The organism is Propioniferax innocua (genome assembly GCF_006716235.1).
Classification (GTDB): Bacteria; Actinomycetota; Actinomycetes; order Propionibacteriales; family Propionibacteriaceae; genus Propioniferax; species Propioniferax innocua.
On the sequence record NZ_VFOR01000001.1, the window covers coordinates 1,017,892 to 1,031,130 of the forward strand.

The window sequence follows — 13,239 nt, forward strand, 5'->3', positions numbered from 1 at the left end:
CCATGTGGACAACGACGAGGCGCATCCTGAGCCGCATCGTGCTGGCCGTCTTCGGCATCCAGGTGGCGACGCTCCTCGGACTCATGGTGGTCGACGCCCGCCGCAAGAAGAACAAGGCACCCACGTCGTTCCCGCGGCAGGCCCCCACCGCCGTGCAGTCCCGCAGCAACAACGCCACGGTCTACACCTATGGCCATGACCTGTTCGACGACATGATCGAGGCCATCGACGCCGCCACCGAGCACATCCGCTTCGAGACGTTCATCTGGAAGACCGACGCCACCGGCCGCCGCTTCCGTGACGCCTTTGTGCGCGCGGCCGATCGGGGCGTCCAGGTGGATCTGGTCTGGGACGAACTCGGCAAGGTGTTCTTCACCGACGGTGTTCTGCACCCGGAATTCTTCGACTTCTCCGACCACCCGAACATCCGAGCGCGCAGTCACCCCCTGGTGATGGGCGGCGTCCTGTTCTGGCATCCGCGGCACTACGGCTCCAACCATCGCAAGATCCTCACCGTCGACCACCGTCTGGGATTCATCGGTGGCTACAACGTCGGCGACGAATACGCCGCCGACTGGCGCGACACCCACCTGCGGGTGGAGGGCCCGGCCGTTCTCGAACTCGAGAACGCCTTCGTCGACTACTGGAACCTCTTCGCACCCGAGAATGAACACCTCCCCGCGATCAGCGGACGGTCGTGGGATCCCTCGGTCCAGGTGGTGCGCAACGTCCCGCTGCAGCGGCTGTATCCGATCCGGAGCATGTACCTGGAGAACATCGACAGAGCCGGTGAACGGATCTGGATGACGCACGCCTACCTCATCCCCGATGACGACATCATCACCGCCCTCACCGACGCGGTGGAGCGCGGTGTCGACGTGCGGATCATCGTGCCGTACCACTCGAACCACATCGTCGCCGACTGGGTCGCCCGGGGCTCGTTCCGCCCCCTGTTGCGCGGAGGCGTCCGCCTGTTCTGCTATCAGCACGCCATGGTGCACTCCAAGACCGCACTGATCGACGATGCCTGGACCACCATCGGCACCGCCAACCTCGACCCCCTGTCGCTGAAAGGCAACTACGAGATCAACCTGTCCCTGGTTGACGACGCCCTCAACAGCACCATGGCCGACATCTTCGAGATGGATCTGACCAACTGCAGCGAACTCACCCTCGAGCAGTGGGAGAAGCGCCCCATGATGGTGAAGCTCTCCGAATCGGTCCTCAAACCACTCAGCCCCCTCCTGTGAGGTCGTTGCCCCACCCCGGGTGATGACAATGCCCCGCCGCGAACGGTTCGCGGCGGGGCATCGTGGTTGAAGTCTGGACTGTACGGACCTTGCGGTTATCGAAGACCTGAGATCAGGCCTTCTTCTTGGTGATGAAACCGAAGATGAAAATGAGGATGAGAGCACCGACCACCGCGAGGGCGATGGTGCCGAAGCTCCACGGGTTCTGCATGATGCCCTTGATGCCGCCGTCGCCGCCGAGGAGGCCGACGATGAAACCACCGACGATGGCGCCGACAACGCCGAGGAGAATGGTGGCGACCAAGCCCATGTCCTGCTTGCCCGGCATGATCAGACGGGCCAGGCCGCCGATGATCGCGCCGATGATGATCCAAGAAATGACGGCCCAAATCATGTCTACTCCTGACTGTTCGAGGGAATTCGGAGTTGGGGACCGGACATCTTCATCATGCCGACATTTCCCCGATCATGCAAACATCAACCAGTTTCGGCGTGGCTCGTGTCACACCAGCCGCCGATCGGTGGCCCAGCGAGTCAACTGGTGGCGATTCGACAACTGCAGTTTACGCAGCACATTCGATACGTGGGTCTCAACGGTCTTGACCGAGATGAACAGTTCGCGCGCCACTTCCTTGTAGGCATACCCGCGGGCGATGAGGCGCATGACCTCACGTTCCCGTTGCGAGAGACGGTCCAGTTCCTCATCCACCTCGGCGATGTCGATGGAGCCGGAGAACGCATCGAGCACGAACCCGGCCAGACGTGGGGAGAACACAGCGTCCCCGTCGGCGACGCGTCGAATGGCGTCGATGAGTTCAACGGCATTGATCGATTTGGTCACATAGCCGCGGGCACCGGCACGGATGACGCCGATGACGTCCTCGGCGGCGTCGGAGACCGACAGGGCGAGGAAACGCTGATCGGCGTCGACCACATGCACCTGCTTGATCACCTCGGCGCCACCGCCACCGGGGAGGTGGACGTCAAGGAGCACGACGTCGGGCTTGGTCCGGGTGATGACTTCGACCGACGAGGCCACGTCCTCGCCCTCGCCGACCACCTTCACACTGGAGCCGATCTCATGCTTGACACCGGCCCGGAACATCGCGTGGTCGTCGACGACCACGACGCGCAGCAGCCGATTGGGCTCCGGCTTCTCGGGAGCGGGGAGGCCCGATCCCAGTCGAGCGGGTTGGTTGGCGGGGTCGGTCAGGTCACTCACACATGCTCCTTGGGGGCATCGGCGTCTGGTCTCTGATTGGGATCTCGTTGACTGGATTCGGGATCGGGGACGGGAAGGAACAGCCGCACCTCGGTCCCCTCCCCCGGGGCCGAACGGATCTCGGCCCGGCCACCGTGGCGCTCTATGCGATCGATGATGCTACCGCGAACGCCTTGGCGATCCTCGGCCACATCGTCCATGACGAAGCCACTTCCGCGGTCGCGGACGAACAGCTCGATCTGCTCATCGACCACCTCGGCGAACACATCGATGCGTCCGGCACCGGAGTGTTTCGCCGCGTTGACCATGGCCTCACGCCCGGCACGGATCAACGCCTCCACATCGCCGGTGAGTGGCACATCACCGACACAGACGAGCTCGATCGGAACGCCCCATTCGTCATCGACCTCCGCCGCTGCGGCTTCGAGAGCGGCTTTGAGGGACTCCTCGCGAATCACATCGCCATACAGCCATGTCCGCAGCTCACGTTCCTGCCGCCGAGCCAATGTGGCCACGGCCCTGGGGTCATCGGCCTGACGCTGGATGAGGGCGAGGGTCTGCAGCACCGAGTCGTGCAGATGGGCAGCCATGTCAGCGCGTTCGTCCGCGCGGACCCTCTCCTCCCGAGCCTCCCGCAACACAACACTGGACCGATGGATCCACGGGGCCGCCACCAGTCCAAGGCCCACCACCAGAAGACCGGCGATGGCCAAGGCTCCGGGAAGAGCATCCAGCTGCCCTCGCTGGGCCAGCACAGTACCGACGGAGGCCCCGACGAGCGTCATACCGAAAATTACGCGCGCCACCGTGGCCAGTCGGCTCCCACTGATCAGAGGGCCGTACCAATGACGGGGCCCGGTTGCTTCGGCATTGGCGTCGGCGGTGTGCCACACCAGGGCGACGCCGGCCCCGGCGAACACCATCGGCCAGAAGAGCTGGGGCTCCAGACCGATCCCGCCGATCTGAATCAGGATGATGAGGCCAAAGGCCAACAGCGCCACCGGAGCAGCCCGGTGCAGGTCACGGCGTGAACGCTTCTTCGGTTCCTGCCGCATGCCACGACGTGACGCCGATTCCAGCCCGGGCGCCTCGGCGCGCACCTGCACCGGCAGCAAAAGCCACAACACGGCGTAGATGACGATGCCACTCCCACTGACGAGCATGAGCAGCACGAACATGATGCGCAGCGCCAGCACCGACCAACCCAGGTGCTCCGACAGGCCACTGCAGACGCCGCCGATCCACGCGCGGTCCACGGTGCGGTAGGCATGCGGCGATCCTGCACCCTCGCCGGTGGCGCCCGGGTTCGGGCCGCGTCCGCCCGGAGGGCTCTGCGTCCCCGATTGGGACTGTGTGGAGGGCATGGGTGCAGGAACGGGCGACGTGTGCTGCCACGTCCGTTCGGGTTGTTGCATGGGCCCTCCTCGACCATCAAGTCTGGTCGTTGGCCGGGCTCCCGTCACCCGGGATACCCCCGAGCCGCACCCGGACGAGTCCCGGCCACTCAGGGTCGATTCTATGGGCCCGGCCCCGTGGTTCCGGGCCGGATCACGGTCTCCTGCGGGGTATCGGGAAGGTTTCGGGGTCATGCCCCATGGCTTCCATCACGCTCCCGGGAGAGAATGGACACATGTTGGAGAGCCTGCCTGCCGAGCGCAGCACCACCAACCGGCGCATCGCCGGTGTCTGTGGTGCGCTCGCGCAACGCTGGTCGGTCGACCCGGTGTTGCTCCGAGTCATGGCGGTGACGCTGGCGCTCAGCGGCGGCGTCGGCATCGCTCTCTACGGGGTCGCCTGGGTGTGGCTGCCGTCTGCACAGGCATCAGCGCCGGTGGACCGCATGATCCCGGGGCTGCGCAAGGCGAATCCGGCACTGCTCGCTCTCCTGGCGGCGGTCATCATCATCCCGGTCATGGCCGTGCTGAGCGTGCTGCTGCCGTTCGGTATCGCGCCGGCCATCATCATCGGTGTCACCTGGTGGATCTGTGGACGTCAGCAGCGTCGCACCAAGATGACACATCGCCTGCTCGCCGAGGAACGGGCCCGCGCCCAGCAGGCTCTGCTGCAGCAACCGCACGGCCACCGCTTCGCCGGAGCCCCACCGTTCACCGGGTTCCAGACCCCACACACGGCCAGACTCCACCCATCGGCTGGACCGGGGCCACATCCACAATCACCCCACGCGCCTCGCCCCCCAGCCATGGGAGCTCCGGGCCCCATCCACGGACATCACCGCCCCATCGCCGATGCCTTCCCCGAGCCCGAGGGTCTGGCTTCGGAGTTCGTGACACCGCCCGGTTCGCCCCCCGGAGAACCCGCAGCAGAGGAACCGACACCGTCGCGTCGACGCTCGCGCCGCGTCCTGATCACTCTGCTCATCGTGCTGGCCCTGGGCGGCACGATCATCGGTGGCCTCAGCGCCGCACCAGGCGTCGACGACCAGGGCATCTCGGTCGGCGTGGCCATCACCTGCGTCATCGCAGGAATCGCCGGCCTGATCGCCAGCCGCACCAAACGCGACCAGACATCTGCGCGGAATCGCACATCTGGGCATTCCGCCCCATCCGAACCCCGTTCAACAGCCAGAAAGGGAACAACATGACCCTCCAGCGTTCCACCTCCGACCGCATGATCGCCGGCGTCTGCGGCGGCATCGCCGAGGAATACAACATCGACGCCACCCTCGTCCGCCTCATCACCGCAGCGATCGTGCTGTTCACCGGCGTCGGCCCCGCGCTGTACATCCTCGGCTGGATCCTCATGCCACAGGCCAACGGGCACATCATCGCCCAGGACGCGGTGAACCGGGCCTCGGACTGGACGAAGTCACGTAAGGACAAGCACGGCGGCCAGCCCTACCCCGACCCCCATGCCGGACGTCAGTACATCCACAACGCCGACGACCTGCGCTGACCCCTCCGCGAGCCCGGTCAGCCACGCATCCCGGTCAACGGGTGCTGAGACGGAACGAGGGCGCCGCAGCGCCCTCATCCCCTCACGGCTCTTCGCCGCTCACTCCCATTCGATGGTGCCCGGCGGCTTGCTGGTGACATCCAGCACGACGCGATTCACCTCGGGCACCTCGTTGGTGATGCGGGTGGAGATCCGCTCGAGCAGATCGAATGGCAGGCGGCTCCAGTCAGCGGTCATGGCGTCCTCACTCGTCACCGGACGCAGCACGATCGGATGCCCGTAGGTCCGCCCATCGCCCTGGACACCCACCGACCGCACGTCCGCCAGCAGCACCACCGGGAATTGCCAGACCTCGCCATCGAGCCCCGAAGCGGCGAGCTCGTGGCGGGCGATGGCATCGGCACGACGCAGGATCGCGAGGCGTTCGGCGTCGACCGCGCCCACGATGCGGATCGCCAGCCCGGGACCCGGGAAGGGGTGGCGGTTCACCATCTCCTCCGGCAGCCCCAGTTCACGCCCCACCGCACGGACCTCGTCCTTGAACAGGGTGCGCAGCGGCTCGATGAGCTTGAACTGCAGATCATCGGGCAGCCCGCCCACGTTGTGGTGGGACTTGATGTTGGCCGCACCCTCGCCGACGCCGGATTCGACGACATCGGGGTAGAGCGTCCCCTGAGCCAGGAAGTCGATGCCCCGATCATCGGCGATCTGACGCGTCGTGGCCTCGAAGGTGCGGATGAACTCACGTCCGATGATCTTGCGCTTCTGCTCGGGGTCGGTGACGCCGGCCAGATGGCCGAGGAACTGATCGGCGACGGAGGCCACCACCAGATCGACGCCGGTCGCAGCCACGTAGTCACGTTCGACCTGTTCGGCCTCGCCCTCACGCAGCAGGCCGTGGTCGACGAAGACGCAGGTGAGCTGGTCACCGATCGCGCGCTGCACAAGGGCCGCCGCCACGGCCGAGTCGACGCCACCGGAGAGCGCGCAGAGGACGCGGCTGTCCCCCACCTCCTTGCGGATGGAGGCCACCGAGTCGGCGACGATGTTCGCCGGCGTCCAGTCGGCACGACAGCCCGCGATGTCGTGGAGGAACGCCTCGAGGATGCGCTGCCCATGCTCGGTGTGCAGAACCTCGGGGTGGAACTGCACACCGGCCAGGCGTCGTTCCGGATGCTCGAAGGCGGCGACGGGCGCGCCATCGGTGGACGCGAGCGTCGTGAACCCCTCTGGTGCCGCGTGCACGGCGTCACCGTGACTCATCCAGGTGCGGAACTCGGCGTGCGCGCCGGGGAGGTCGAGGCCCGAGAACAGGGTTCCCGGCTCGGTGGCGCGCGTCGCGGTACGTCCGTATTCGCGTTGACCGGTCGCTGCCACGTGGCCGCCGAGGGCCTGGGCCATGGCCTGGAAGCCGTAACAGATGCCGAAGACCGCGACATCGGCGTCAAAGAGTGCGGCATCGATCTGCGGCGCACCCTCCACATGGACCGAGCTGGGGCCACCGGAGAGGATCACCGCCCGTGGCTTGTGTTCGAGGATCTGCTCGACCGACGCGGTGTGCGGCACGATGACCGAGAAGACATTGGCCTCCCGCACGCGACGGGCGATGAGCTGGGCGTACTGGGCTCCGAAATCGACCACCACGACGGTGTCATGGGCCTCGGCGTTCTGCTGCACGGTCTGGGACATGGGAACGATTCTAGGGCCTTCGCGGCACTGCTCGACACCTCGAGGGCCCAAGGCCCGACCGCGATCACTTCTTCACCCGGGCCGCCGCACATGGCAGTGTTGAGGCATGGACACCGACGTCATCATCATCGGGGCCGGGCTCTCCGGTCTCGTCACCGCCGTGACCGCCGCGAGTGCTGGACGGCGGGTGACAATCCTCGACAGGGAAGGGCCACAGTCGATCGGCGGCCAGGCCTTCTGGTCGTTCGGCGGGCTCTTCCTGGTCGATTCCCCCGAGCAGCGTCGACTGGGCGTGCGGGACAACGCCGAGCTGGCACTCGCGGACTGGCTCGGCTCAGCCGGATTCGACGGCCCACAGGATCACTGGCCGCGCAAGTGGGCCGAGGCATACGTGGATTTCGCCGCAGGCGAGAAACGTCGCTGGCTGCGTGATCAGGGAATCGGCCTGTTCCCGCTGGTGCAGTGGGCCGAACGCGGCGGGCAGACCTTCGGTGCACACGGCAACTCGGTTCCGCGTTTCCACATCACATGGGGTACTGGGCCGGGGCTGGTGGAACCGTTCGCGCGCCAGGTGGCCGCGTCACCGCACATCGAGTTCCGTGGACGCCGGTACGTCACCGAGATGTCGCACGACGCGAGCGGATGGCACGTGGGAGGGGACATACTGGCTGACGACGACGCAGAACGCGGGCGCCCCACCAGCACCGAAGTGGTGGGCCGGTTCGATCTGCGTGCCCAAGCTGTGGTGGTGGCCTCCGGCGGCATCGGCGGAAACATCGATCTGGTGCGCGAACTGTGGCCGTGGGGCTCTCCCCCATCGGCCGAATCCATGGTGCAGGGCGTCCCCGACTACGTGGACGGATCGATGCTGCCCATCACCGAAGCCGCCGGCGGACGCCTGATAAACCGCGACCGCATGTGGCACTACCCCGAGGGACTGCGTAACCACGACCCGCTGTGGACCAAGCACGGCATCCGCATCCTCCCGGGGCCCTCGTCGCTGTGGCTGGACGCCGACGGGGCACGGCTCCCGGCGCCGAACTATCCCGGTTTCGACGCCCTGGGAACGCTTCAGGAGGCGACCGCACGCGGAGACCATTCCTGGTTCGTGCTGGACGAGGCCACGATCGCGAAGGAGTTCGCCCTGTCGGGTTCGGAGCAGAATGCCGACCTGACGGGCAAGGACGTCGCGGCACTGTCGAAACGCCTGCGGCCGGGGCCGACACCGGAGGTTCAGGCGTTCATCGACGCCGGACTCGACATCGTGGTGGCCGACACCGTCGCCGATCTCGCTCGACGGATGAACGAGCTGGTCGGAGCAGACCGTATCGATGCCTCCGAGCTGATGCAGGTGATCACCGCCCGCGACGAGCAGGTGGCGTCGAAACTGGGCAAGGACCCCCAAGTGGTGGCCACGCGAGCCGCACGATCGTTCTTCAGCGACCGAGTGATGCGGGTCGTCCCACCGCACCGCCTGCTGGATCCGGGGAGGCCGGGACATCACGGCTCGGGCGGACGCCTGATCGCTGCACGTTTGCACACCCTGACCCGCAAGACGCTGGGCGGCATCGAGACCGATCTCGATGCGCGGGCGCTGGGCGTCGACGGTCAACCTGTGCCCGGACTGTATGCGGTGGGCGAAGCCGCAGGTTTCGGGGGCGGCGGGGTGCATGGGCACAAGGCGCTGGAGGGCACCTTCCTCGGGGGCTGCCTGTTCAGCGGGCGTCGAGCCGGATCTGCGTTGGCGCGGGATCTTTGAGCCGGCCTGCCGAGCCCCGCACTGCCGTCTCCATCAGCAATGCAGATCCCGCGCCCGGCCCTCTGACCCCTCCCACCGCAACGATGTGATGCGTCTCACACGGAGCCGAATTGGAATTATCGGCCCATTAGGATCTTTAATAGGTCTATGAAGATCTTCGACAACGTCACTCAGGTGGTCGGCAACACGCCACTCGTACGCATCAACAGCCTCAACAAGGGCGACGCGAACGTCTACGCAAAACTCGAATTCACCAACCCCGCCAGCAGCGTCAAGGATCGCATCGGCGTCGCCATGGTGGACGCCGCCGAACGTTCGGGACAGCTCAAGCCCGGCGGAACCATCGTCGAGGGGACCTCGGGCAACACCGGCATCGCTCTGGCGATGGTGGGCGCGGCACGTGGCTACAAGGTCGTGCTGGCGATGCCCGAAACCATGTCGAAGGAACGTCGCGCCCTGCTGCGCGCCTTCGGGGCCGAGCTGGTGCTGACCCCGGCCTCCGAAGGCATCAAGGGCGCGGTCGATGCCGCCCAGCGCATCGCCGAAGAACGCGGCGGCGTTCGGGTCGACCAGTTCTCCAACGAGGCGAACTCGCAGGTGCATCGCGAGACGACCGCCGAGGAGATCTGGACGGACACCGACGGCACCATCGACTATTTCGTGGCCGGTGTCGGCACCGGCGGGACCATCACCGGCGTCGGCGAGGTGCTGAAGGAGCGTAAGCCTGAGGTGAAGGTCATCGCGGTGGAGCCCTTCGAATCGCAGCTGCTCGGCAGGGGCACCCCCGGGCCGCACAAGATCCAGGGCATCGGCACCAACTTCGTGCCCCCGATCCTGCATCGCGACGTGATCGACGAAATTCTCGCCGTGGACATCGACACGTCCCTCGACACGGCCAAGGCCGCAGCCCAGAACGAAGGCCTGCTCGTCGGCATCTCCTCGGGCGCAGCACTGCACGCGGCCCTGGAGGTGGCAAAACGCCCCGAGGCCGCGGGCAAGAACATCGTGGTCATCATCCCGTCGTTCGGCGAGCGGTATCTCTCCACACCGCTGTACGCCGACCTCATGGACTGATCCCCCAAGCCCCTTCCGCCTCGATGTTGTGCCGCGTCTATTCGGCACAACGTCGAGGCGGGCTGCTCAGGGCTGCTTCAGCTTGATCGAACGGCCCGTCCAATCGGGCGCCACCGTGCCGAGGTCGGCGATGCGTGCAGCGATGGCCTCGGGGAACGGAGCGGTCGAGGCCGGTTCGCCGGCGACGTGAAGAGCCATGATCTCCTCGGTCGCCACGACGTTTCCGTCCACCACCATCTCGTGGGCCAGATGCAATTTCTTGGCCCCGGCAGTGACCACCCCACTGCGCACCGTCACCTGCGCATCACCCGACACCTCTCTCAGGTACCGCACGTGGGCCTCCACCGTGTACAGCGAAGCGTTCTGCTCGGAACGGTACTGCTCATCAATGCCGGTGAGGTCCATCACCGCATCGGTGGCGAACCCGAACAGCAGCACGTAGTAGGCCTCGGAGAGGTGTCCGTTGTAGTCGATCCACTCCGGCTCGATGCCACGATGCAGCACCTCACGCATGCGGGGGCCCTCCTGGTCCTTCACCCTCGTCACCGGCTCCACCGTTGCCCTCATCAGCCCGGATCTGGTCGATGATGCGGCGGATCGCGATGATGGACCGATCACGCTGCGCAATGAGATCGGCGACGCTGCGGCCCTGCGCTTCCTCGTCGATGCCGGCGACGACGCGATCGCGTAGTTCACCTGTCAGCTCGGGGGCGCCCAACCGCGTCCACGGGGACTTCAGCGACGGGCCGAAGTGGTCGAGCATGTGCGCCATCCCGCCGGGACCACCAGCCAGATGGAAGGTCAGCATCGGCCCCTGCAACGGCCAACGCAACCCCGGCCCCTCGGTGATGGAGAGGTCGATCTGTTCGACGGTGGCCTCACCGTTCTCGATCATGTGCAGCGCCTCACGCCACATGGCTTCCTGGAGTCGGTTGGCGATGAACCCCGGAACCTCACGTTCCATGGTGATCACCGACTTGCCGATGTGCTCGTACCAACCCGAGGCCCATGTCACAGCGTCGGCGTCCGATCCCTCGCCCCCGACGACCTCGACCAATGGGATCAGGTACGGCGGGTTGAACGGGTGCCCCACCACGAACCGGCCCGGATCGTTCAGCTCGGTGGCCATCTCCGTCATGGAGTAACCGGAGGTCGAGGACCCCACCACCACACCGGGGGCCAGCGCCGCCTCGATCCTGGCGAACAGTTCACGCTTCAGGGTGAGGTCCTCCGGCGCGCTCTCCTGCACGAAGCCGACGCCGTCCAGGGCCTCGGCCAGATCCGAGTGCACCGTGACCGCATGCGGGTCGGCGCCCTCGGCGAGCCCAAGCTCGGTGAGGGCGGGCCAGGCCATGTCGATGAGCGTGCGGAGCTTCTCCTCGGCGTCCGGCGAGGGATCCCAGGCCTTCACCCGGTAACCGCGCGCCAGGAAGTGGGCCACCCAGCCCCCGCCGATGGTGCCGACGCCGACGCAGCCGATCGTGGTGACGTCATCGAATGCGGGAAGGTTCATCGAGCACCTCCGAGATTGAGCAGCTCACGGGCTTCGTCAGGGGTGGCGACCTGTTCACCGAGCGAATCGATGATGCCCACGGCCTTCTCCACCAACTGTGCGTTGGTGGCCTTGACGCCTTTGCGCAGGTACAGGTTGTCCTCGAGCCCGACGCGCACGTGCCCGCCGAGCAACACCGACTGGGCCACCCACGGGAACTGGTTGCGCCCGATGGCGAAGGACGCCCACTGCGCGCCCTCCGGCAGGAGCTTGACCATGGACTCCAGCAGGCCCGGGTCGGCAGGCGCACCGTAGGGGATGCCCATGCACAGCTGGTAGAGCGGCGGCGGATCGAGCAGGCCCTCGGCGACCATGACGTTGGCGAACCAGAGGTTTCCGGTGTCGAAGATCTCCATCTCGGGCTTCACGCCCAGATCACGGATGGCCGCGGCCCCCTGTCGAAGCATGTCGGGCGTGGAGACGTAGACCATGCTGCCCTCACCGAAGTTGAGCGATCCGCAGTCGATGGTGCACATCTCGGGACGCAGTTCGGTCACGTGGGCCAGACGCTCGGTCTGGTTGACCAGGTCGGTGCCCTCGAGCGGCTGCAGGGGGTTCTCGGGATCGAGCATGAGATCACCACCCATGCCGGCGGTGGTGTTGATCACCGGGTTGACGTCGCTGGCGGCGATGCGCTCCAGCACCTCTCGGTAATACTCCACCTTCCGCGAGCCCTGCCCGGTCTCGGGCTCGCGCACGTGGATGTGCACCACCGACGCGCCCGCACGGGCGGCGGCGATGGCGTCGTCGGCGATCTGTTCCGGGGTCACCGGGACGTTCTCGCTCTTGGTCGTGGTCTCACCGGCACCGGTCAGGGCACAGGTCAAGATCACCTTGCGGCTCATGGCAGAGGTCCTTCCTTCGGGGTCATCGGTCGGAGGGGGTGGTGGATTCGGCGCCGGGAACGAGCACGGCGTGCTCGAGATAGGCGCGGACCCGGCGGTGGAGGGTGGCGGCATCGATCGTGCCCATCAGCATCTGGAGACCCAGGCCGTCGAACAGAGCGGTGAGTTCACCCACCAGATCATCCAGCGGGCGATCCTGCACCACGCCTGCGTTCTGACATTCACGCAGCACATTGGCAACGGTGGCAGTCCAGCGTCGGTAGGCATCGGCGTGGCTCTCCCGCGAGCGCGGATCGGTGATCGAGACCGCCCACACCTGCAACCAGATCGACCACTCCAACCGCATCTGTTCATCGGCATCGGGGGCCTGGATCGTCAAAAGGTGCAGCAGTCGGTCGCGGGCATGTCCCAGGGTCCCGAAGTCTGCTGTCTGACGGTCATAGGCATCCTTGACGCTGACCCGCAGGCATTCATCGAGCAATTCTCGTTTGCTGCCGAAGTAGTAGGCGATCATCGACGGGCTGACGCCGGCGGCGTCGGCGATCTCCGAAAGACCGACCCCCGGGTAGCCGCCCTCGGCGAACAACCGCCACGCCACGGCGAGCACCTCTCTACGGCGGCGCTGTTTCTGTGGGGTCTCCCGGATACGTCTCGGCATCGCCGCTGGCGGAGCGACGGCCGATCCGCTCTCGCTGCCTTCCACACCGGTGAGCAGCCAGTGGACCGTGACATCGGCGGTGGCGGCGATCGCCTTCAACTCGTCGGCGGTGAAGCGTCGACGCCCGCTGAGCGACTTGGAGAGCTTGGTGGCATCGAGGTCGATGGCCTCGGCGAAAGCCCGTTGGGTATAGCCACTCGCAGCGATACAGCCACGAGCACGGGCGCCGATCTCGGCGTCGGAGGCGACCGGCAAGGGTCCTTCGGATGCCACAGCC

Annotated in this window: 13 protein-coding genes; 5 read left to right on the top strand and 8 right to left on the bottom strand. The window is 66.5% G+C overall.

The window, feature by feature from the left end; translation table 11 throughout:
• Positions 1-2 precede the first annotated feature (2 nt).
• Positions 3-1,250 (top strand): phospholipase D-like domain-containing protein, encoded by a 1,248-nt coding sequence (locus FB460_RS04755; RefSeq protein ID WP_142092916.1) that lies wholly within the window; start codon positions 3-5, stop codon positions 1,248-1,250.
• 112 nt (positions 1,251-1,362) lie between these two features.
• Here FB460_RS04755 and FB460_RS04760 read toward each other — a convergent pair whose 3' ends face one another.
• The 3 genes from FB460_RS04760 to FB460_RS04770 form a co-directional block, all read right to left on the bottom strand.
• A complete protein-coding gene (locus tag FB460_RS04760) occupies positions 1,363-1,644 on the bottom strand; it encodes a GlsB/YeaQ/YmgE family stress response membrane protein (RefSeq protein ID WP_142092917.1) in 282 nt (93 codons plus the stop codon).
• 108 nt (positions 1,645-1,752) lie between these two features.
• Positions 1,753-2,433: a LuxR C-terminal-related transcriptional regulator gene (locus FB460_RS04765; protein WP_142093366.1), complete on the bottom strand. Its 681-nt coding sequence runs from the start codon at positions 2,431-2,433 to the stop codon at positions 1,753-1,755.
• Positions 2,434-2,468: 35 nt separating this feature from the next.
• On the bottom strand, positions 2,469-3,887 hold the full coding sequence (locus FB460_RS04770) for an ATP-binding protein (protein WP_246044243.1): 1,419 nt from the start codon (positions 3,885-3,887) through the stop codon (positions 2,469-2,471).
• 215 nt (positions 3,888-4,102) lie between these two features.
• On the opposite strand from FB460_RS04770, the gene FB460_RS04775 reads away from it, so the two are divergent.
• Both FB460_RS04775 and FB460_RS04780 read left to right on the top strand, forming a co-directional pair.
• Positions 4,103-5,074 carry a PspC domain-containing protein gene (locus FB460_RS04775; protein WP_170209946.1) on the top strand — a complete coding sequence of 324 codons (972 nt, stop codon included), beginning with the start codon at positions 4,103-4,105 and terminating at the stop codon, positions 5,072-5,074.
• Positions 5,071-5,385: a PspC domain-containing protein gene (locus FB460_RS04780; protein WP_142092919.1), complete on the top strand. Its 315-nt coding sequence runs from the start codon at positions 5,071-5,073 to the stop codon at positions 5,383-5,385. Before FB460_RS04775 ends, FB460_RS04780 begins: the two co-directional genes overlap by 4 nt.
• A 99-nt stretch (positions 5,386-5,484) precedes the next feature.
• Here FB460_RS04780 and guaA read toward each other — a convergent pair whose 3' ends face one another.
• On the bottom strand, positions 5,485-7,074 hold the full coding sequence (guaA, locus tag FB460_RS04785; protein ID WP_142092920.1) for a glutamine-hydrolyzing GMP synthase: 1,590 nt from the start codon (positions 7,072-7,074) through the stop codon (positions 5,485-5,487).
• 106 nt (positions 7,075-7,180) lie between these two features.
• Here guaA and FB460_RS04790 point away from each other — a divergent pair, with 106 nt between their 5' ends.
• Positions 7,181-8,833 (top strand): FAD-binding dehydrogenase, encoded by a 1,653-nt coding sequence (locus tag FB460_RS04790; protein ID WP_142092921.1) that lies wholly within the window; start codon positions 7,181-7,183, stop codon positions 8,831-8,833.
• 147 nt (positions 8,834-8,980) lie between these two features.
• Positions 8,981-9,907 carry a cysteine synthase A gene (gene cysK / locus FB460_RS04795; RefSeq protein WP_142092922.1) on the top strand — a complete coding sequence of 309 codons (927 nt, stop codon included), beginning with the start codon at positions 8,981-8,983 and terminating at the stop codon, positions 9,905-9,907.
• Positions 9,908-9,973: 66 nt separating this feature from the next.
• On the opposite strand, the gene FB460_RS04800 is transcribed toward cysK, so the two are convergent.
• From FB460_RS04800 to FB460_RS04815, 4 genes are read right to left on the bottom strand one after another with little or no spacing between them, the layout of a single operon-like run.
• Positions 9,974-10,420 carry a thioesterase family protein gene (locus FB460_RS04800; RefSeq protein WP_142093368.1) on the bottom strand — a complete coding sequence of 149 codons (447 nt, stop codon included), beginning with the start codon at positions 10,418-10,420 and terminating at the stop codon, positions 9,974-9,976.
• Positions 10,413-11,420, bottom strand: coding sequence for a 3-hydroxyacyl-CoA dehydrogenase NAD-binding domain-containing protein (locus tag FB460_RS04805; protein ID WP_142092923.1), 1,008 nt, complete (start codon positions 11,418-11,420; stop codon positions 10,413-10,415). Before FB460_RS04805 ends, FB460_RS04800 begins: the two co-directional genes overlap by 8 nt.
• Positions 11,417-12,304 carry a beta-keto acid cleavage family enzyme gene (locus tag FB460_RS04810; RefSeq protein ID WP_142092924.1) on the bottom strand — a complete coding sequence of 296 codons (888 nt, stop codon included), beginning with the start codon at positions 12,302-12,304 and terminating at the stop codon, positions 11,417-11,419. Before FB460_RS04810 ends, FB460_RS04805 begins: the two co-directional genes overlap by 4 nt.
• Positions 12,305-12,326: 22 nt before the next feature.
• The gene (locus FB460_RS04815) at positions 12,327-13,235 is read right to left on the bottom strand and encodes a TetR/AcrR family transcriptional regulator (RefSeq protein ID WP_170209947.1); all 909 of its coding nucleotides are present in this window, start codon (positions 13,233-13,235) and stop codon (positions 12,327-12,329) included.
• Positions 13,236-13,239: the final 4 nt, after the last annotated feature.